The sequence below is a fragment of the Streptomyces sp. NPDC015139 genome, from assembly GCF_043079785.1.
Lineage (GTDB): Bacteria > Actinomycetota > Actinomycetes > Streptomycetales > Streptomycetaceae > Streptomyces > Streptomyces albidocamelliae.
The window spans coordinates 440,157-458,158 of the sequence record NZ_JBIBUW010000002.1 but is presented as its reverse complement, the minus strand read 5'-3'; the positions used below and the strand labels follow the sequence as shown (position 1 = coordinate 458,158).

The window sequence follows — 18,002 nt, the reverse complement described above, 5'->3', positions numbered from 1 at the left end:
GGGCGGGGGGGGCGCCCCGCCCCGGCGGGCGCACCCCCCCGGGCGCGGGGAGGGCGCAGGGGGGGGGCCCCCCCCCCCCCCCCCCCCCCCCCCGGGGGGGGGGCCCCCCCCCGGGGGGGGGGGGGCCCCCCCCCGCCGCCGTACGCACGGATTCACCCGGCGTGCCCCGCGGAGCTACCCGCGCCGGCCGCCGTTGCCGTTCCCACGGACGCCCCCGTTGGTCTGGCCCTCGATGAAGTTGTCCGGGAAGGAGAACGTCGGCTTCGGGAGCGGCCCGCCGGTCGTGCCGGCGTTGGCGTCGCCGCCGGTGGTGCCGCCGTCAGTGGCGCCCCCGGTTGTCAGTCCGCCGATCAGTCCGCCGATCACCTGTCCCGCCGTGTTGTTCCCGTTGTTTCCCCCGTCCTCCCCCCTGTCGCCTTTTCCCTGGCCGTCCTCGTCGGTGGCATCGGGGATGTCCACCAGGTTGAAGTCGGGAGCGGGCTTGCCCTCCAGGGCGCCGGCCATCATGTCGCGCCAGATCGGTCCGGGGACCTCACCACCGAAGACCTTGTCGTGCGGGATGCCGCCGATGGTGATGTTGATCATGCGCCGCTTGTGGGTCGGGTCGCCGACCCAGACCGCGCCCGCCATGTTCGGGGTGTAGCCGACGAACCAGGCGGCGAAGCGCTCGTCCGTCGTACCGGTCTTGCCCGCGCTCGCGCGGTCGCCCAGACCGGCCTCCTGGCCGGTACCGTCCTCGACCACGCCCTTCAGCAGCGTGCTCACGGTGTCGGCGGTCTTCTCCGACATCGCGCGCGAGCAGGTCGACTTCGGCACGCTCATGGACTTCTGCTCGCTGCCGATCTTCCGGGTGATCGACTCGATGGCGACCGGCGTGCAGTACATCCCGCGCGAGGCGAAGGTGGCGTACGCGCTCGCCATCGTCAGCGGCGACATCTCCTGGGTGCCGAGCGCGATGGACGGGGCCTGGTCGATCTTGCGGCCGTCGGCGCGCGCCACGCCCATCTTCTTGGCCATGTCGACGACCGGGCAGATGCCGATGTCGCTGATCAGCTGCACGTAGTAGGTGTTGACCGACTTGGCGGTCGCTTCCTTCATGCCGTACGGGCCGTGTTCCGACTCGTTCTCGTTCTGCAGTTTGGCCGGCTTGCGCGGGTCGTTGCGCCAGGTCTTGCCGTCGCACGCGGACACCGAGGTCGGGTACGGCATCTGGTACGGCGACGAGTACTCCTGCGTCGCGGACTTGCCGCCCTCGATGGCGGCCGCGGCCACGATCGGCTTGAACGTCGAACCGGGCTGGTAGCCCGCGCCGCCGCCCATGCCCTGGTTGACGGACAGGTTGATCTGCGTCTCGTTCTTGCCGAAGCCGTACGGCCGGGACTGGCCCATGGCCAGGATCCTGCCGGTGCCGGGCTCGACGATGCTCGCGGCCGTCGCGACACCGTCGCTCTTGTAGACGTGCTCCTTGATGGACTTCTGCATGGACTGCTGCGACTGCGGGTCGAGGGTCGTACGGATCGTCAGACCGCCCTGGTTCCACAGCTTCGCCCGGACCTCCTTGGACTTGCCGAAGGCCGGGTCGGTCAGGAAGACCTCGCGCACGTAGTCGCAGAAGAAGCCGGCGCCCTGGACTGCGGTGATGCAGCCGTTCTTCGGCTGGCTCGGGTGGAGCCCGAGCGGCTTCTCCTTGGCCTCGTCGGCCTCCTTCTGGGAGATGTCGCCCAGTTCGGCCATGCGCTGGAGCACGACGTTGCGCCGCTTGGTGGCCTCGGCCTCGTCGTTGACGGGGTCGTAGCGGCTCGGGGACTGCACGATGCCGGCCAGCAGCGCGGACTCCTGCACGTTCAGGTTCTTGGCGTGCTTGGAGAAGTAGCGCTGGGCGGCGGCCTCGACACCGTAGGCCTGCTCACCGAAGAAGGTGATGTTGAGGTAGTTCTCGAGGATCTTCTTCTTGCCGAGCTTGTCCTCGATCTGGATCGCGTACTTCAGCTCGCGGATCTTGCGGCCGAGGGTCTGCTGGGTGGCCTGGGCGACCTTCGTCGGGTCGTCACCGGCCTCCTCGATGAAGTAGTTCTTCACCAGCTGCTGGGTGAGCGTGGAGGCGCCCTGGGCGACACCGCCTTCCTGCGCGTTCTTGTTCACCGCGCGCAGCACGCCCTTGAGGTCGATGGCGCCGTGCTTGTAGAAGCGCGAGTCCTCGATCGCGACGATCGACTTCTGCATGTACGGCGAGATGTCCTTCAGGTCGACCACCGTGCGGTCGCGCGAGTACACCGCGGCGATCTGGTGGCCCTGGTTGTCCAGGATCGTCGTGCGCTGACTCAGCTGGGGACTCTTGAGGTTGGCCGGGATCTCGTCGAAGCTCTTGACCGAGCCCTTGGCCGCGAGGCCCAGCGCGCCGGCCGCGGGCAGCGCGATGCCCGCCATCACGGCTCCCGCGAGCACACTGACACCGAGGAACTTCGCGGCCTGCTGCGTTGCCGACAGACCACCGCCCGAGCGCTTCTTTGGCATGGGGGCAGCCTAATCCCCACCTCTGAGCGTTCCGAGGGACCGGCTCCCTGTCGGGATGTTCGGGTGCCGGATCGTGACGTACCGGCGCGGAGCGGCGGGCGCCGGTGACCCGCGTCACGGCGCGGCACGGCAAAGCCGGGCGCCTACCTTCTCATTTCCCGGACACGCGCGCAGGCCTTGGCCTAAGCTGCTCTCAACTGTCACAGCACCGCGGCCACGTATCAATACGTCCGGCGACCCCGAATCGTTCTGGACGTGCCCCGGATTTCTGAGGGGAACGTGTCCGAATCCGCCTCGTGTGTCACCTGGCGCCCGGTGTGACGCACCACAGCTGTCCCGGTTTGCCGGGATGGTCGCGCATGTCGCCAGCTCACTCCCGCGGGTGATCTGCCGCTTACCCATAGTCCGTTCGGGCCATTCAAGATTGGGCCCGAAGGGGGTGTTGCGCTGTGCCCACCTTCCGTAACGTCCTCAACTGGCGGCGGTGAATATGCCGCTGCCGCCGTGGGGGAGCCTCGATTCGGGAGAGGACGGCGCCGGTATGGGCTGGGTTACCGACTGGAGTGCGCAGGCCGCCTGCCGCACTACCGATCCGGATGAACTGTTCGTGCAGGGAGCAGCGCAGAACAGGGCCAAGGCGGTGTGCACCGGATGCCCGGTACGCACCGAGTGCCTGGCCGACGCGCTGGACAACCGCGTCGAATTCGGCGTGTGGGGAGGAATGACGGAGAGGGAGCGCCGCGCACTGCTGCGCCGCCGGCCCACCGTGACCTCCTGGCGCAGGCTGCTGGAGACGGCCCGCTCGGAGTACGAGCGCGGCATGGGCATCGTGCCCCTCGACAGCGACGAGGTGTACGAGCACTACGCGGCGGTGAGCTGAGGGCAGCCTCCTCCGGCACATCCCCGGGGCATGTGCTCCGGCCCGCGTGCGCCACGTGAAGCGGCATCAGGCGTACGCCGGGACGTACGGGCCGAGCACCCGCGCGGTAAGACGCCGTACGGGCGCACGTCCTCGAACTCACCGGCCGGCCGTACCTCGCCGGCCGGGCACGCCTTACAGGGATCGCCGGCACCTGCCACCGGGCCTGGGAAGCGCCAGGGGGCAGGGCGCGCCTCGGACCGGGACACGGCCGAAGCGCTCGGACGGCGGACGCGTGCCCTGTGCGCCGTGGACGCGCGTCCTGTCGCGGACGCCCGCGCGCGGCGACGCCTTGCGCGCGGAGACCGCCGATCCCGCCCGTGCCCTGGCGGACGCGGTCGGAGCCGGCCGCGCCGGTGCACGCCATGTGCCCGTGCCGGCAACTGTGCGGGTTCTCACAGTCGCCGGACGGGTGTTACGACGGCTGCGCCGGCTCTTCCGTGCCCGCGGCCAGCCGGATGCCGATCTCCCGCAGTCCTGTGAGGTCGTGGACGTCGCCGGGCAGTGCGGGCACGTCGACCACCGCCACCTCCGGGTGGCGCGCGGTGAACCGGTCGCGTGTGCGCCGCTCGCGCGAGAGCAGCTGCATGCGCTCGGCGTGCAGCCTCAGCAGGCCCGCGGTGAGCCGGTCGACGGGGCGCTCCGTTTCGGCGGGGGAGCCTTCCTCGGAAGCAGTGTCACCGGCTGCGGTCCCGGGTGCGGAAGTGTGTGAACTGCCGTACGTGTCGGGAGAGTTACGAAGTCCAGCTTTCCCGTCCCCCTGATCGACAATGCGGGGCTCCTCAAGATTTTCCGCGGCGGCCAGCGCCCGCTCGGCCGACAGCCGGACGGCATCGCTGCCGTGGACCCGGTTCAGCACCAGCCCGACCAGCGGCATGTCCTCCGCGGCCAGCCGCTGCACGAAGTAAGCGGCCTCGCGCAGCGCGTCCCGCTCCGGGGCCGCCACCACCAGGAAGGCCGTACCGGGTGCCTGGAGCAGCTTGTACGTGGCGTCCGCGCGGGTGCGGAAACCGCCGAAGGTGGTGTCCATCGCGGACACGAACGTCTGGACGTCCTTCAGCAGCTGACCGCCCAGCAGCTTGCCCAGCGTGCCGGTCATCATCGACATGCCGACGTTGAGGAAGGCCATCCCGGCCCGGCCGCCCAGTTTGGCGGGCGCGGTCAGGAGGCGGATCAGACGGCCGTCCAGGAAGGAGCCGAGCCGCTTGGGCGCGTCCAGGAAGTCCAGCGCCGACCGGGACGGGGGCGTGTCGACGACGATCAGGTCCCACTCGTCCTTGGCCCGCAGCTGGCCCAGCTTCTCCATCGCCATGTACTCCTGGGTGCCGGCGAAGCCCGCGGAGAGCGACTGGTAGAAGGGGTTCGACAGGATCACGGCCGCCCGGTCGGGGTCCGCGTGCGCCTCCACGACCTCGTCGAAGGTGCGCTTCATGTCGAGCATCATGGCGTGCAGCTCGCCGTCGCCGTCGGTGCCCTTCACCCGGCGCGGCACGTTGTCCAGGGAGTCGATGCCCATCGACTGGGCCAGCCGCCTGGCCGGGTCGATGGTGAGCACGACCACCTTGCGGCCCCGCTCGGCCGCCCGGAGTCCGAGGGCGGCGGCGGTCGTCGTCTTGCCGACGCCGCCCGAGCCGCAGCACACCACGATCCTGGTCCCCGGGTCGTCCAGCAGCCGGTCGATGTCGAGCGCGCGCGTGGGGGACAGACGCCGGGCGGTCTCCTGCGCCTCGGCCGTCTTCCGCCCCGCGGCGGCCTTCTTCGCCTCGGCCGGGTCCGGACTCATGACAACCCCTGCTTCCGCAGCTCGGTGGCGAGTTCGTACAGGCCCGCGAGGTCCATGCCCTCGACGAGCAGCGGCAGTTCGTGCAACGGCAGGTCCAGCTCGCCGAGGACCGCGCGCTGGTCCTGCTCCAGCGCGTACCGCTCGGCGTACTCGGACGCCTGGTCCAGCAGCGGGTCCACCAGCTTCTCGGCGTTCCCACCCCGCCGGGCGCCGCCGAGCCCCGCGGACGAGAGCGCCTGTGCCACCGAGGAACGCTCCACGGTCCGTACGAGTTCCAGGTCCTCGGCGTCCAACACCTGCGGGCGGACCATGTTCACGATGACCCGGCCCACCGGCAGATTCGCCGCGCGGAGTTCGGCGATGCCGTCGGCGGTCTCCTGGACGGGCATCTCCTCCAGCAGCGTGACCAGGTGCACCGCCGTCTCCGGCGACTTCAGCACCCGCATCACCGCCTGCGCCTGATTGTGTATCGGGCCGATCTTCGCGAGACCCGCCACCTCGTCGTTGACGTTCAGGAAGCGGGTGATGCGGCCCGTCGGCGGGGCGTCCATGACGACGTAGTCGTACACGAACCGTCCGCGCTTGTCCTTGCGCCGCACCGCCTCGCACGCCTTGCCGGTCAGCAGGACGTCCCGGATGCCGGGGGCGACGGTGGTGGCGAAGTCGATCGCTCCGAGCTTCTTCAGGGCCCGGCCAGCGCCGCCCAGCTTGTAGAACATCTGGAGGTAGTCCAGAAGGGCCAGTTCGGCGTCTATGGCCAGGGCGTACACCTCCCCGCCGCCCGGTGCCACCGCGATTTTGCGCTCCTCGTACGGCAACGCGTCCGTCTCGAAGAGCTGTGCGATGCCCTGCCGACCCTCGACCTCCACGAGAAGCGTCCGCTTCCCCTCGGTGGCGAGGGCCAGCGCGAGGGCGGCGGCGACCGTCGTCTTTCCGGTCCCGCCCTTGCCGCTGACGACCTGGAGCCTGCTCACGTCTTCGAGCCTAATTCCTTTCCAACGGCTCCGGTGGGTCGGGTCGAGTCACCGGGGTGTTCGAGTGGTGAGGGTCGTTACGCCTACTTCGAGCTGGGCTTGTGAAGCCTCTGGTTAGAGCGTGCGGACGGTCTTCCTGCTCGTGGTCGTGGCGGTTGTGTAGGCGCCGAGCGGATGTCTTCATGCGACTTGGTCGACGAGAGGCCTACCCAGAGAGCGGCGACGTTCGACGTCTTCACGGCAGCCACGACCGATGCGGTGGGTGTTGACGCCCCATGGGCGCCGAGCGGACGTCTTCGCTGGACCTGGCCTCGATGCCTCTAGCCAGAGCGACGACGCTCGGCGCTCGCGAAGCGTCAACACCCACTCGCTTGATCACTCGTTGGAGTTGGTGGTGCGAGCCCTCCGCACGGTGACCTCTTGATACACCCGAGCCAGTTCGAGCTCCCGAGTAGACCGAGGCCCGCGCAGTGCGCTGGTGCCACGAACACGGCTAATGAGGTGTCGGACCAGCCCCGGCGGCTGAGTCCTGGAATTAGGTCGCTGCGTGGCCCGCATGCGCTCGTGACCAGCGCAAACACCAGCACATCGGGAGGGAACCTTGATCTACTGCGGAATCGACTGGGCGGAACGGCACCACGACGTCGCCCTGGTCGACGACACCGGCGAGTTACTCGCCAAGCGCCGCATCACCGACGACGCGACCGGCTACCGACTCCTGCTCGACCTCCTCGCCGAGTACGGCGACACGGAAAACGCCCCGATCCCGGTCGCCATCGAGACCTCCCGAGGCCTGCTGGTCGCCGTGCTGCGCACCGGCAAGCGACAGGTCTTCGCCATCAACCCAATGGCCGCCGCCCGCTACCGCGACCGCCACAGCGTCTCCCGCAAAAAGTCCGACCCGGGCGACGCCCTGGTCCTGGCCAACATCCTGCGCACCGACATGCACGCCCATCGGCCCCTGCCGCAGGACACCGACCTGGCCCGCGCCATCGCCGTCCTGGCCAGGGCCCAGCAGGACGCCACCTGGAATCGGCAGCAGACCTCCAACCAGCTCCGCTCGCTCCTGCGCGAGTATTACCCCTCCGCCCTGGATGCCTTCGCACCCTGGCAGAACGGCCTGTGCCGTCCCGAGGCCCGCGAGCTGCTCAAGCTCGCGCCCACACCGGCCAGGGCCGCGAGGCTGAGCCGCACGCAGATCCAGGCAGCGCTCAAACGCGCCGGCCGCAAGCGGGGCATCGAAGCCGAGGCCGACCGCATCCGTGACGTCTTCCGCGCTGACTGGGCCCACCAGCCAGCACTCGTGGAGGACGCACTCGGCAAGCAGATGCTCGCCCTCCTCATCCAGCTGGAGGCCGCCTGCACCGCGGCCGACGACCTCGCCGGGGCGGTGGGGGAGGCTTTCCCTCAGCACCCGGACGCTGAGATCCTCCTCAGCTTCCCCGGCCTCGGCGTCCAGCTCGGCGCCCGGGTGCTGGCCGAGATCGGGGACGACCGCGGCAGGTTCGCCGACGCCCGCGGAATGAAGGCATACGCCGGCTCCTCACCCATCACCCGGGCCTCCGGCAAGAAGTCGAGCATCACCCGGCGGCGGGTGAAGAACGACCGTCTCAACCACGCGGGCTATCTGTGGGCCTTCGCAGCCCCGAACGGGTCTCCAGGGGCCAAGTCCCACTACCGCCGTCGACGCGACAAGCACGGAGACTGGCACGCGGCCGCCCTGCGGCATCTCTTCAACCGGATGCTCGGCCAGCTCTACCGCTGTCTACGGGAGCGCGAGTTGTTCGACGAGGGGACAGCGTTCCCTGCCCCGATGACCGCTGCAGCTTGACTCTTAGCTTCATGAGGTGTCTAACCAGTCCGGCCGACGGTCACGCGTGAGGCTGTGGATAACGGTGGTCACAGTCGGCCGGCTGTTCGGACACCGCCGAGGTCCGGGCGGGGTCCGGGTCCGGTCCGGGCAGGACTCCGAGGGCCGGTCCGGGAAGCGGTCGAGGGCGGCACGCGGGCGGTCCGGGGACGATCGGCGGGCGGTCCGCGGCAGGGCGGGTGGTCGGCCGCCGGCCGTCGCGGCCGCAGCGGCTACAGTCGGCCCATGACCAAGTGGGAATACGCAACCGTGCCGCTGCTCGTCCATGCCACGAAGCAGATTCTGGACACCTGGGGCGAGGACGGCTGGGAGCTCGTCCAGGTCGTGCCCGGGCCCAACCCCGAACAGCTCGTGGCCTACCTGAAGCGGGAGAAGCAGGCGTGAGCGCGGTCGAGGCCAAGCTGGCCGAACTGGGTCTGACCCTGCCGGCGGTCGTACCGCCGCTGGCCGCGTACCAGCCGGCCGTGCGGTCCGGCGTGTACGTCTACACCGCCGGCCAGCTGCCGATGGTCGAGGGCAAGCTGCCGGTCACCGGCAAGGTGGGCGCCGAGGTCACGCCGGAGGAGGCCAAGGAGCTGGCCCGCACCTGCGCGCTGAACGCGCTGGCCGCCGTGAAGTCCGTCGCGGGCGACCTGGACCGCGTCGCGCGCGTGGTGAAGGTGGTCGGCTTCGTCGCCTCGGCGCCCGACTTCACCGGGCAGCCCGGTGTCCTCAACGGCGCCAGCGAACTGCTCGGCGAGGTCCTCGGCGACAAGGGCGTGCACGCCCGCAGCGCCGTCGGTGTCGCGGTGCTGCCGCTGGACGCGCCGGTCGAGGTCGAGATCCAGGTCGAGCTCGTCCCGTAGTCCCTCCCACCCCGCTGACCTCGGGCACCTCTCGAACATTCGCCCTATACGGGATAGCCTCCGGCCATGGCGAACGGTCAGTGGTACCCCCCGGAGTGGCCCGACCGGATCCGCGCGCTCGCGGACGGCACCCTCACCCCGGTGACCCCCAGACGCGCGGCGACGGTGCTGCTGCTGAAGGACACCCCGGACGGCCCGGCCGTCCACATGCTGCGCAGACGCGCCTCCATGGCCTTCGCCGGAGGCGCGTACGCGTATCCCGGCGGCGGCGTCGACCCGCGGGACGACGACCGTCACGTCCGCTGGGCGGGCCCCGCGCGCGCGTGGTGGGCCGAGCGGCTGGGGACGGACGAGAGCGGTGCCCAGGCGATCGTCTGCGCGGCCGTACGGGAGACGTACGAGGAGGCGGGCGTGCTGCTCGCCGGGCCCGACGCGGAGTCCGTGGTCGGTGACACCACCGGCGACGACTGGGAGGCCGACCGGGCCGCCCTGGTCGCGCGCGAGCTGTCCTTCGCCGAGTTCCTCGACCGGCGCGGCCTGGTGCTGCGCTCGGACCTGCTGGGCGCCTGGACCCGCTGGATCACCCCCGAGTTCGAGGCGCGCCGCTACGACACCTGGTTCTTCGTGGCCGCCCTCCCGGCCGGGCAGCGCACCCGGAACGCCTCCACGGAGGCCGACCGCACGGTGTGGATCCGCCCCGGGGAGGCCGCCGCCGGCTACGACAGGGGCGAGCTGCTGATGATGCCGCCCACCATCGCCACACTGCGCCAGCTGCTTCCGTACGCCACCGCCGCCGAGGCGCTGGCGGGCGCCCCCGCGCGGGACATGACGCCGGTGCTGGCGAGCGCCCGCCTCAGCGACGGGGAGATCGTCCTGTCCTGGCCGGGACACGACGAGTTCACCAAGCACGTCCCGACGTCGGGGATCCCCGCCGGCGGGGCACCCGGTACGGCACGACCGACGTCCGCCCCGAGCGCCGGAGGAGGCTCCGTATGACCGACCCAGCAGCCCTGCCGGGCCGGCCCCGGGGCGGAGTCCTCTCGGGACCCGCCACCGACCGGGCCGTCAACGTCCTCGCGCCGAACGCCTCCGCGATGACCCTGGACGGCACCAACACCTGGATCGTCGCCGAGCCCGACTCCGACCTGGCCGTGGTGATCGACCCGGGCCCGCTCGACGACGGCCATCTGCGTACCGTCGTGGACACCGCGGAGAAGGCCGGCAAGCGCATAGCCCTGACCCTGCTGACCCACGGCCACCCCGACCACGCCGAGGGCGCCGGCCGGTTCGCCGAGCTGACCGGCACGCGCGTGCGAGCCCTCGATCCGGCGCTGCGCCTCGGTGAGGAGGGCCTGGCCGCCGGGGACGTGATCGGCGTCGGCGGCCTGGAGCTGAGGGTCGTGCCGACACCCGGGCACACCGCGGACTCGCTGTGCTTCCATCTCCCGGCCGACCGGGCGGTGCTGACCGGCGACACGGTCCTCGGGCGGGGCACGACGGTCGTGGCGCACCCCGACGGGCGTCTCGGCGACTACCTGGACTCGCTGCGGCGGCTGCGGTCCCTCACGGTGGACGACGGCGTGCACACCGTCCTGCCGGGCCACGGGCCGGTCCTGGAGGACGCCCAGGGCGTCGTCGAGTTCTACCTGGCTCACCGCGCCCACCGACTGGCCCAGGTGGAGACGGCGGTCGAGGACGGCTACCGCACGCCGGCCGAGGTCGTCGCCCATGTGTACGCCGACGTGGACCGCTCGCTGTGGCCGGCCGCGGAACTCTCGGTGCGCGCCCAGATGGAGTACCTGACCGGGCACGGGCTGATCTAGCCCGACGCCCGACGCCCGACGCCCGGATCCCGTCCTAGTCCGGGCGGGGGGTCTTCACGCCGTGCACGCGCGCGTACTCCCCGGCGAGCCAGGGGCCGAGGTCGTCGGTGTACGACCGCAGGATGCGCGGGTCGCCGACGGGTTCGAGGCCGTGCTGCGCCGCCGTACGCAGTTCACCGGCCCGCTCGGGGTGGTACGCGGCGAACACCTCGGCCATCTCCCGCAGGTCGCTCGTCCAGCCCTGCCAGCGGGGCATGACGAGCGTGAAGCCGGTGCGGACCAGATGCCGGGACATGAAGCGCACGAGCGGCCGCCGGGCCTCCTCGGTGTCCGCCGCGCCCTCGATCCGCTCCCGCCAGCGCGGCAGCAGCAGGGCGAGGTCGCCGTTGGTCTCGCGGGCGAGCAGGGAGTCGGGGCGGTAGCGGGGCAGGTACTCGGCGAGGTCGTCACCGAGCAGCGGGGTGCACAGGCAGGCGACGAACCAGCCCAGGTCGTACCGCTCCAGGTCGCTCAGCAGCCGGTCGCGGCCGTACAGCAGCGTGCCGACGCCGTCGATCTGCTCGAACTCCTTGTCGACCGCCTCGCCGAGGGCCCGGGCCGTCTCGTGGTCGGCCTCTGCCGGCGTCGCGGTGAGTGCCACGAACAGGTCCAGGTCGCTGCGGCCCACGCGCGCGGTGCCGCGCGGCACCGAGCCGTAGAGGTAGGCGCTGTGCAGGCGGGCGCCGAAGGCGTCCAGGAGCCGGTCGCGGGCCGAGGCCACGACCGGGCGGAACGCGTCGGGCACGCGCGCGAGGGAGCCTTCGCGGGCGATGCACCCCAGGGCGTCGAGACCTTTGGGGACGGGTGGTTCGGCCATGGGGCCACTGTGCCGCGCGCCCGTCCCCCGGGCAGCCGATTATCGGCGCGAGGCGGCGAGAGGCGCCCGTACGGCGCTCGGGACGCGGTGCCGCCCACCGGAGCGGGTCCGGGGCCGGTCACGGCTGTGGGGCCCGGCTTCCGGGAAGCCGGGCCCCACAGCCGTACGGGCGGGAGAGCGTCAGCGGGACCGCTTGGCCAGACGCTCGACGTCGAGCAGGATCACGGCCCGCGCCTCAAGGCGCAGCCAGCCGCGCTGGGCGAAGTCCGCGAGGGCCTTGTTCACGGTCTCGCGGGAGGCGCCGACCAGCTGGGCCAGCTCCTCCTGGGTGAGGTCGTGGACGACGTGGATGCCCTCCTCGGACTGCACGCCGAAGCGGCGGGAGAGGTCCAGGAGCGCGCGCGCCACACGGCCGGGGACGTCCGAGAAGACCAGGTCGGACATGGCGTCGTTGGTCTTGCGCAGCCGGCGGGCGACGGCGCGCAGCAGGGCGCCGGCCACCTCGGGCCGCACGTTCAGCCAGGGCTGGAGGTCGCCGTGGCCCAGGCCGAGCATCTTGACCTCGGTCAGCGCGCTGGCAGTCGCCGTACGCGGGCCCGGGTCGAACAGCGACAGCTCGCCGATCAGCTCGCCGGGTCCGACGACGGCGAGCATGTTCTCGCGGCCGTCGGGGGAGGTGCGGTGCAGCTTGACCTTGCCCTCCGTGACGACGTACAGCCGGTCGCCGGGGTCCCCCTCATGGAAGAGTGAGTCGCCGCGTGCGAGGGTCACCTCACTCATGGAGGCGCGAAGCTCCGCGGCCTGCTCGTCGTCGAGAGCCGCGAAGAGCGGGTTGCGCCGCAGAACGTCGTCCACGAGTTCTCTCCTTGTCGACCTGCTCAGGGGATCTTGCCCCACGTGCCAGGGGACCGTGTTCCCCGTTTTGCCGGACGGTCCAAACAGTGTGATCTGTCACAAGGATGCCGCACAGGTGTCCGGAGGTAAGCGGCAGGGGTCCAATCGGGGGCCGCCCGGTCGCGTCCGGAGCACCGCGTGGGGCGTGGACGGTGGCCGTCCGAAGGTCCAAATCGCCGGTGGGAGCGGCGCAGTGGCGGCCTGTCCGGGGTGGCCCGGGAGGCGGTGCCGGCTGATTCCGCTGTGGGCGAACAGCAACCCGAATATGTGATGAATCGGGCAAGTCGGGCTAGCGCATCCCGGTGTCCCCCGGCCCCGGCGGTCCTCAGGCGGGGTTCAGCAGGGACTCCCAGTTCTGGGCGGCGGCCCAGTCGGTGAAGGTGTGCCAGCCGACCTCGGGGTACGCGCGGCGCAGTCCCGCGACGTCGACGTCGAGGCCGGTGGTGCCGAAGTACGCGAACATGGCCGCGAGGTCGGCGGACCGGGTGCGCACCTGGTCGAGCGGCACCTCGTGATGGGTGACCGGGCGGCCGGTGGCCGCGGCGAGGACGGCCGCCATGTGTGCCGGGGTGCACGCGTCGGAGGCGATGTCGACGCGGCGGCCGGCGAACTCCCCGCGGCGCTCCAGCGCGAGCGCGGCGAACGCGCCGATGTCGGCGGCCGGGACGAGGGTGAGGGGCCGGTCGGCCGGCATGGGCCAGGCGAAGGCGCCGTCGCGCAGCCCCTCCAGGGTCCAGCCGGAGGTGTAGTTCTCCATGAAGGCCGCCGGGGCGATCACCGTCCAGGTGAGGCCGGACGCGCGCAGGTGCCGCTCGACCGCGTGCTTGCTCTCGTAGTGCGGGATTCCGGTGCCGCGGTCGGCGTGGGCGGCGGAGGTGAGCACGACATGGCCGAGCCGGGCGGCCGCCGCCGCGTCCACGAGGGCCGCGCCCTGCCGGGTCTCGGTACCTGTGTCGGTGCCGAACGGGGTGGTGACGGCGAAGAGCGCGTCGGCGCCGGCGAGGGCCGTGTCCAGGGAGGCGCGGTCGTCGAAGTCGGCGTACCGGACCTCGGCGCCGAGGTCCAGCAGGGTGCGGGCGGGTGGTGCGTCGGGGCGGCGGGTCAGGGCGCGGACGCGGTGGCCCGCGGTGAGCAGGGCACGGGCGGTGGCTCCGCCCTGGGCGCCGGTGGCACCGGTGATGGCGACGGTGAGCATGGTTCTCCCCCGGTCGGTAGAATTGCTGTGTGACGCAATGGCTGCGCCACGCAGGAGAATAGCGCCCATCGCTGCGCCGCGCAGTGAATTTCGAGAGGAGTCACGTGACCGACCCGCGCCGTGCCCGGCTGTACGAGGAGCTGTCGGCGGAGTCCCGCCGCTACCTGGCGGCCTACGTCCTCTTCAATCAGGCCGTCGCCGACCACCTGGGCCTGCACCCGACCGATGTGCAGTGCCTGAGTCTGCTGACCGCCGAGCCGGACCCGCTCACCGTCCGGCAGATCGCCGACATGACGGGGCTCACCACGGGCTCGGCCACCCGCCTGGTGGACCGGCTCGAACGGGGCGGCTACGTGGCCCGCACGCCCGACCCGACGGACCGCCGCCGGGTGCTGGTCACCCCCGTCCCCGAGCGCGTCGCCCGCGTCACCGCGCTCTGGGACGACCTCGGCCGGACCTGGCGGACGATCCTCGACGACCACAGCGAGGACGAGCTGGAGGCGATCATCCGGCACATGCGCCGGGGCAACGAGCTCAGCCACAGCCAGATCGAGCGCCTGCGCTCCCTGCGCAAGCCGGACTGAGTCCGGTCAGCCTGCCGCCGTCGGCGCGGACTCGGACTCGGACTCCCGGTTCTCCGGCGGCCCGGGTGTCTCGGGCGTCCCCGGAGCGCTGGGCGTGTCGGTCGCGTCCGGCGGAGGCGTCGGCGCACCCGGCAGCCGTACGGTCGCCACCGTGCCGCCGCCCTTGGCCGGGGCCAGGGACACCTCGCCGCCCGCCTGCTGGACCGTCCGCGCCACGATGGACAGGCCGAGGCCCGAACCGGGCAGCGCGCGGGCGCTCGGGGAGCGCCAGAAGCGGTCGAAGACGTGCGGGAGTTCGTCCTCGGGAATGCCGGGGCCGTGATCCCGCACCGTCAGCACACCGCCGGTCAGCCGGACCTCCACCGTGCCGCCCTCCGGGCTGAACTTCACCGCGTTGTCCAGGACGTTGACGATCGCCCGTTCCAGGGCGGAGGGCTCCGCCCGCACGAACCAGGGCTCCACGTCCGCCGTGACGGTCAGCTCCGGCCCGCGCAGCCGGGCCCGGCTCAGGGCCGCCTCGACCGTGTCCTGGAGGGAGACGACCTGGACGCGCTCGCCACGCTGCCCCTCCGAACGCGACAGCTCCTGGAGGTCGCCGATCAGGGAGGCGAGTTCGGTCATCTGCGCCTTCACGGACGCGAGCAGCGCCTTGCGGTCCTCCGGGGGGATCGGGCGGCCCGTCTCCTCGCTGCGGGTGAGCAGTTCGATGTTCGTCCGCAGGGAGGTGAGGGGCGTGCGCAGCTCGTGGCCGGCGTCCGCGATCAGCTGCTGCTGGAGGTCGCGGGAGCTGGCCAGGGAGGCGGTCATCGAGTTGAAGGACCGGGAGAGACGGGCCACCTCGTCGTCGCTGTCGTCCTCCACCGGGATGCGGATGGTCAGGTCCTCGGTGCGGGCCACGTGCTCCACGGCGTCGGTGAGCTTGTCGACGGGGCGCAGGCCCGCGCGGGCCACCGCGAGACCCGCGGCGCCCGCTCCGACGACTCCGACGCCGGAGACCAGGAGGAGGATGAGGGCGAGCTGGTCGAGGATGTTCTCGGTGCTCTTCAGGGGGACGGCCACGATCAGCCCGACGTTCGGCCCCGGCTGCCCGGCGTCGGTGGTCGTCGCGCCCAGGGGGCGCGTCAGGACGCGCACCTCGTTGCCCTCGTTGTCGGTGCCGTTGCGGAAGTAGATCTTCTGCAGGTCCGCGTCCTTGATCTCGTCCTTGTCGGCCGAGGTGACCTTGACGGTGCCCACCGAGTTGTCGAAGACGCACGTCTTGCCGCTCTCCGTGACCACCTGGGAGTAGTTGCGGAAGAGGCCCTCGCGCTGCGGGGTCACGGAGCACGTGTGCAGGGCGGTGTTGATCATGTCCATCTGCGCGGAGCCGCGCAGGGCCTTCTTCAGGTCCTCGTCCACCTGCGAGTAGAGCCGCTGCTGGACGATGAACCAGCACGTCACCGAGACCGCCGCGACCGCGAAGGCCACCGCCGCTGCCACCAGCATGGCGAGGCGGGCCCGGATCGGCAGTGCCCGGTACCGGCGTGCCAGCTTCTTCACTCGGCGCCGCCCTGCCGCAGGACGTACCCCACGCCCCGCACCGTGTGGACGAGGCGCGGCTCGCCGCCGGCCTCGGTCTTGCGGCGCAGGTACATGACGTAGACGTCGAGGGAGTTGGACGAGGGCTCGAAGTCGAAGCCCCACACCGCCTTGAGGATCTGCTCCCGGGTGAGCACCTGACGCGGATGGGCCATGAACATCTCCAGCAGGGTGAACTCCGTGCGGGTCAGTTCGACCTGGCGGCCGGCGCGCGTGACCTCCCTGGTGGCGAGGTCCATGCGCAGGTCTCCGAAGGTCAGCGCCTCGTCCTCCTGGGCCTCGGCCGACACGGCGACCGCGTACGAGCTGCGCCGCAGCAGCGCGCGGATACGGGCGAACAGCTCGTCCAGCTCGAAGGGCTTGACCAGGTAGTCGTCGGCGCCGGCGTCCAGCCCGGTCACCCGGTCTCCGACCGTGTCCCGGGCCGTCAGCATCAGGATGGGGGTCGTCTCGCCCGCACCGCGGATGCGCCGGGCCGCCGTCAGGCCGTCCATGCGGGGCATCTGGATGTCCAGGACGACCAGGTCCGGCCGGTAGGCCGTCGCCTTGTCCAGGGCGTCCGCCCCGTCGACGGCCACCTCCGTGTCGTACCCCTCGAAGGCGAGGCTGCGCTGCAGGGCCTCGCGTACGGCCGGCTCGTCGTCGACGATCAGGATGCGCTGGGGGTCACGGTCGCCTTCGGCGGGGCTCATCGGTCGCGGTTCCTCGGGGTGCGGGGTCGTGTGGTCGGGGTCCTCTTCAGCCTCGCACGTTCCCGGGCCGGGAGGCGGGGAGGCGGGGAGTCAGACCCCGAGCGCGGTCAGGCTGCGCATGGTGCTCAGGCGGTTCAGCGGCACCTTCCTGCGGTGCGGACGGGCGGCGGAGGTGCGCAGGCCCATCATCTCGGGGACGGGGGTCGGGGCCACCTCAGGCGCGCGGGGTGTCGTGGTGGGAGCGGACGCGTGCAGCTCGTGGGCGACCGCGAGGGCGAGGGTGAGGCCGGCGGGTCCCCGCTCGGCGTTGCGGTGGGAAACCATCTTGATCATGACGTGCTCCCTGCTGCTAGCTGTTCGAGCCCGCCCGGAGCTTGGCCAGGTCGGACTTGACGGTGTTGACGGGGATGGCGAAGCCGAGGCCGATGCTGCCCGCGTCCGAGGACGAGGAGGCCTGCGAACTCGAGGAGTACATCGCGGAGTTGATCCCGATGACGTTGCCGCTCGCGTCGATGAGCGCGCCGCCGGAGTTGCCCGGGTTGAGGGACGCGTCCGTCTGTATCGCCTTGTACGTGGTGGTCGACGAACCGGTGTCGCCGTTGAACTCGCGGCCGCCGAACTGGAACGGCCACTGTCCGTCGCCGCCCTGGCCCTGTCCCTGGCTCTCCTCGGTGGGGACGGTGACGTCCCGGTCGAGGGCGGAGACGATGCCGCTGGTGACCGTGCCGGTCAGCCCCTCGGGGGAGCCGATCGCGACGACCGTGTCACCGACCTGGACGCCGTCGGAGTCGCCGAGGCCCGCCGCCTTCAGGCCCGAGGCGCCCTCGGCCTTGAGCAGTGCGAGGTCCTTGGAGCTGTCGGTGCCGACGACCTCGGCGGAGTAGCTCTTGCCGTCGCTGGTGCGCACCTTGACCGAGGTGGCGCCGGAGACGACGTGGTTGTTGGTGACGATCTCGCCGCCGGACGTGACGACCACGCCGGAGCCGGTGGAGGAGCCGTTGCCCAGGGTGGCGTTCACCTCGACCACGCTCGGGCTGACCGCGGCGGCGATCGCGGCGACGTCGCCCTTCTTGCCCGTGGGCACCACGTTGGTGGTCGTGCCCGCGGAGGCGGCCGCGTCCTCGCCGGTGAGCGCCTGGAAGCCGTAGGCCGTGCCGCCGCCGACCGCCGCCGCGACGATCGCCACCGCCGCGAGAAGCGGGACCGGGCCCCGGGCGCGCTTCCCGCGCGGTGCGGGGACCACCGCCTCGGGGGCCGCCGCGGTGACCGGCGCCGTCGGGGGCTCGTACGGCGGGGGCGGCCACTCGGGGTTCACGGGAGCGGAGTAGGGGTGCTGCCGGCCGTACGCGTCCTGCTGTGCGTAGGGGGCCGGGTGGGCGTCGTCCTGCGGGGTTCCGTACTCGCTTTCGCCGCTGCGGCGGATGCTCTCGGTCATGACGAAAGAGTCCCCCGCGACGATGAGAGCTTCCTGAGTG

The 18,002-nt window shown here is 71.8% G+C and carries 17 protein-coding genes; 7 read left to right on the top strand and 10 right to left on the bottom strand.

Translation table 11 applies throughout. From position 1 onward, the window contains the following. Window positions 1-174: 174 nt before the first annotated feature. Window positions 175-2,514, bottom strand: a complete 2,340-nt coding sequence (locus tag ACF08B_RS06615) for a transglycosylase domain-containing protein (RefSeq protein ID WP_392316376.1) — start codon at window positions 2,512-2,514, stop codon at window positions 175-177. A gap of 541 nt (window positions 2,515-3,055) precedes the next feature. Between ACF08B_RS06615 and wblA the strand changes: the two genes are divergently transcribed. Next, entirely contained in the window at window positions 3,056-3,394 is a 339-nt protein-coding gene (wblA, locus tag ACF08B_RS06610) for a transcriptional regulator WblA (protein ID WP_392316375.1), read from the top strand. Between the two features lie 454 nt (window positions 3,395-3,848). Here the strand turns inward: wblA and ACF08B_RS06605 are convergent, their stop codons facing one another. Next, on the bottom strand, window positions 3,849-5,216 hold the full coding sequence (locus tag ACF08B_RS06605) for an ArsA family ATPase (RefSeq protein WP_392316374.1): 1,368 nt from the start codon (window positions 5,214-5,216) through the stop codon (window positions 3,849-3,851). Next, window positions 5,213-6,190, bottom strand: coding sequence for an ArsA family ATPase (locus ACF08B_RS06600; RefSeq protein ID WP_392316373.1), 978 nt, complete (start codon window positions 6,188-6,190; stop codon window positions 5,213-5,215). Before ACF08B_RS06600 ends, ACF08B_RS06605 begins: the two co-directional genes overlap by 4 nt. Window positions 6,191-6,791: 601 nt before the next feature. Here ACF08B_RS06600 and ACF08B_RS06595 point away from each other — a divergent pair. The 5 genes from ACF08B_RS06595 to ACF08B_RS06575 all read left to right on the top strand — a co-directional run bounded on the left by ACF08B_RS06595 (window position 6,792) and on the right by ACF08B_RS06575 (window position 10,728). Beyond that, a complete protein-coding gene (locus ACF08B_RS06595; RefSeq protein WP_392316372.1) occupies window positions 6,792-8,021 on the top strand; it encodes an IS110 family transposase in 1,230 nt (409 codons plus the stop codon). 264 nt (window positions 8,022-8,285) lie between these two features. Further along, complete coding sequence (locus ACF08B_RS06590) at window positions 8,286-8,444, top strand: DUF4177 domain-containing protein (protein ID WP_009189813.1); 159 nt, start codon at window positions 8,286-8,288, stop codon at window positions 8,442-8,444. Beyond that, window positions 8,441-8,905, top strand: a complete 465-nt coding sequence (locus ACF08B_RS06585; protein WP_093475967.1) for a RidA family protein — start codon at window positions 8,441-8,443, stop codon at window positions 8,903-8,905. The genes ACF08B_RS06590 and ACF08B_RS06585 overlap by 4 nt, the downstream gene beginning before the upstream one ends. Before the next feature lie 66 nt (window positions 8,906-8,971). Beyond that, entirely contained in the window at window positions 8,972-9,901 is a 930-nt protein-coding gene (locus tag ACF08B_RS06580; RefSeq protein WP_093475965.1) for an NUDIX hydrolase, read from the top strand. Then, the gene (locus ACF08B_RS06575) at window positions 9,898-10,728 is read left to right on the top strand and encodes an MBL fold metallo-hydrolase (RefSeq protein WP_093475964.1); all 831 of its coding nucleotides are present in this window, start codon (window positions 9,898-9,900) and stop codon (window positions 10,726-10,728) included. Before ACF08B_RS06580 ends, ACF08B_RS06575 begins: the two co-directional genes overlap by 4 nt. A gap of 34 nt (window positions 10,729-10,762) precedes the next feature. Here the strand turns inward: ACF08B_RS06575 and ACF08B_RS06570 are convergent, their stop codons facing one another. The 3 genes from ACF08B_RS06570 to ACF08B_RS06560 all read right to left on the bottom strand — a co-directional run bounded on the left by ACF08B_RS06570 (window position 10,763) and on the right by ACF08B_RS06560 (window position 13,673). After that, complete coding sequence (locus tag ACF08B_RS06570; protein ID WP_392316371.1) at window positions 10,763-11,584, bottom strand: nucleotidyltransferase; 822 nt, start codon at window positions 11,582-11,584, stop codon at window positions 10,763-10,765. A 180-nt stretch (window positions 11,585-11,764) separates the two neighbouring features. Further along, window positions 11,765-12,439, bottom strand: coding sequence for a Crp/Fnr family transcriptional regulator (locus ACF08B_RS06565; RefSeq protein WP_073887802.1), 675 nt, complete (start codon window positions 12,437-12,439; stop codon window positions 11,765-11,767). Window positions 12,440-12,803: 364 nt separating this feature from the next. Next, window positions 12,804-13,673 carry an NmrA/HSCARG family protein gene (locus ACF08B_RS06560; RefSeq protein ID WP_392316370.1) on the bottom strand — a complete coding sequence of 290 codons (870 nt, stop codon included), beginning with the start codon at window positions 13,671-13,673 and terminating at the stop codon, window positions 12,804-12,806. A gap of 104 nt (window positions 13,674-13,777) precedes the next feature. Here ACF08B_RS06560 and ACF08B_RS06555 point away from each other — a divergent pair, with 104 nt between their 5' ends. Further along, the gene (locus tag ACF08B_RS06555) at window positions 13,778-14,257 is read left to right on the top strand and encodes a MarR family winged helix-turn-helix transcriptional regulator (RefSeq protein ID WP_263278421.1); all 480 of its coding nucleotides are present in this window, start codon (window positions 13,778-13,780) and stop codon (window positions 14,255-14,257) included. 6 nt (window positions 14,258-14,263) lie between these two features. Here ACF08B_RS06555 and ACF08B_RS06550 read toward each other — a convergent pair whose 3' ends face one another. From ACF08B_RS06550 to ACF08B_RS06535, 4 genes are all read right to left on the bottom strand, one after another. After that, on the bottom strand, window positions 14,264-15,796 hold the full coding sequence (locus tag ACF08B_RS06550) for an ATP-binding protein (RefSeq protein WP_392316369.1): 1,533 nt from the start codon (window positions 15,794-15,796) through the stop codon (window positions 14,264-14,266). Next, a complete protein-coding gene (locus ACF08B_RS06545; RefSeq protein WP_073887834.1) occupies window positions 15,793-16,527 on the bottom strand; it encodes a response regulator transcription factor in 735 nt (244 codons plus the stop codon). Before ACF08B_RS06545 ends, ACF08B_RS06550 begins: the two co-directional genes overlap by 4 nt. A 90-nt stretch (window positions 16,528-16,617) precedes the next feature. Continuing rightward, window positions 16,618-16,860, bottom strand: a complete 243-nt coding sequence (locus tag ACF08B_RS06540) for a hypothetical protein (protein ID WP_073887836.1) — start codon at window positions 16,858-16,860, stop codon at window positions 16,618-16,620. A gap of 16 nt (window positions 16,861-16,876) precedes the next feature. Then, entirely contained in the window at window positions 16,877-17,962 is a 1,086-nt protein-coding gene (locus ACF08B_RS06535; protein ID WP_392316368.1) for a S1C family serine protease, read from the bottom strand. Window positions 17,963-18,002 lie beyond the last annotated feature (40 nt).